This window comes from Bradyrhizobium sp. SHOUNA76, from assembly GCF_023006445.1.
Classification (GTDB): domain Bacteria; phylum Pseudomonadota; class Alphaproteobacteria; order Rhizobiales; family Xanthobacteraceae; genus Bradyrhizobium.
The window spans coordinates 1-1,762 of the sequence record NZ_JALBHA010000812.1 but is presented as its reverse complement, the minus strand read 5'-3'; the positions used below and the strand labels follow the sequence as shown (position 1 = coordinate 1,762).

Annotated in this window: 1 protein-coding gene; it reads left to right on the top strand. The window is 67.1% G+C overall.

Annotated features, from left to right (window positions below; all coding sequences use genetic code 11):
* Positions 1 to 1,762, top strand: a 1,762-nt coding sequence (locus tag MOV74_RS37410; RefSeq protein WP_258719568.1) for a helicase-related protein, incomplete at both ends; no start/stop codon positions are given.

Here is a 1,762-nt window from a genome sequence, read left to right as displayed (position 1 = left end):
ATCACGCGCCAGCCGCGCCGCACCGCCATCGTCGCGTTCTCGGCGGATGAAGTTTACGCCATCGCCGAGCTGATCCGCCGCCAGCATGGCGGCGCCGCCGTGGTGCTGGGCTCGCTGTCACCGCGCACGCGCAACGCGCAGGTCGCGATGTTCCAGAACGGCGACGTCGATTATCTCGTCGCCACCGACGCCGTCGGCATGGGCCTCAATCTCGACGTCGACCACGTCGCCTTCGCCTCCGACCGCAAGTTCGACGGCTACCAGTTCCGCCGTCTGACGCCGTCCGAATTCGCGCAGATCGCAGGGCGCGCCGGCCGCGCCACGCGCAACGGCACCTTCGGCACCACGGGCCGCTGCGCGCCGTTCGAGCCCGAGCTCGTCAACGCGCTGCAGAACCACACCTTCGATCCCGTGAAGATGCTGCAATGGCGCAACGCCAAGCTGGATTTCTCCTCGCTCGGTGCGCTCCAGGTCTCGCTGAACCTCGCCCCCGGTCACGAGGCGCTGACGCGCGCGCCGATCGCCGAGGACATGCGCGTGCTCGACCACGCCGCCCGCGACGCCGAGGTGCGCGATATCGCGCATGGCAAAGCGGCGGTGGAGCGGCTGTGGGAGGCCTGCCAGGTCCCCGACTACCGAAAACTGTCGCCGGCCGCCCATGCCGAGCTGGTGACCACGCTATACGGCTTCCTGATGCGGAAGGAATGCATTCCCGACGCCTGGTTCGCCGCCCAGGTCACCCAGGCCGACCGCATCGATGGCGATATCGACACGCTGTCGGCCCGGATCGCGCAGATCCGCACCTGGACCTTCGTCGCCAACCGCCCCGACTGGCTGAAAGACCCCGAACGCTGGCAGGGGGTCACGCGGGAGGTCGAAAATAAATTATCGGATGCGCTCCATGAACGCTTGACTGAGCGTTTCGTTGATCGCCGGACCAGTGTATTGATGCGCCGCCTGCGGGAGAACACGAGCTTGAATACTGAAATCGGCAAGACCGGCGAAGTCATCGTCGAAGGCCATGTCATCGGCCGTCTCGATGGCTTCACCTTTGCACCGGATGCGGCGGAAGCCGGCTCCGATGCGAAAGCCTTGCAGGCTGCAGCGCAAGCAGTGCTCGCGGGCGAGATCAACACGCGCGCCGAAAAGCTCGGCAACGCGCCGGACGACCAGTTCGTGCTGACCTCGGAAGGCATCATCCGCTGGACCGGCGATGCCGTGGCGCGGCTGTCTGCCGCAGAGGACGCGCTGCATCCGCGCATCCGCATCATCTCCGACGAGCGCCTGACCGGCGCCCCCCGCGAGAAGGTGCAGGCCCGGCTCGAGCTCTGGCTCAAGACGCATATCGAAAAACTGCTCGGGCCGATGTTCGAGCTGTCGAAGGCGGAGGATGTCACCGGCATCGCCCGCGGCATCGCCTATCAGCTGGTCGAGGCGCTCGGCGTGCTCGAGCGTCCGAGGATCGCCAACGAGCTGAAGGATCTCGATCAGCCCTCGCGCGCCGTCTTGCGCAAATACGGCGTCCGTTTCGGCGCCTATCACATCTATTTCCCCGGCCTGCTCAAGCCCGCCGCGCGCGCGCTCGCCGCGCTGCTCTGGGCGCTGAAGCAGGACAATGTCGATCTGTCCTCGCTGTCGGGCGCGCAGCATCTGGCATCGTCCGGCCGCACCTCGTTCCCGGTCGACAAGGCGCTGCCGCGCGATGCCTATCGCGTGCTCGGCTACAAGCAGGCCGGCGAACGCGCCGTGCGCGTCGACATCC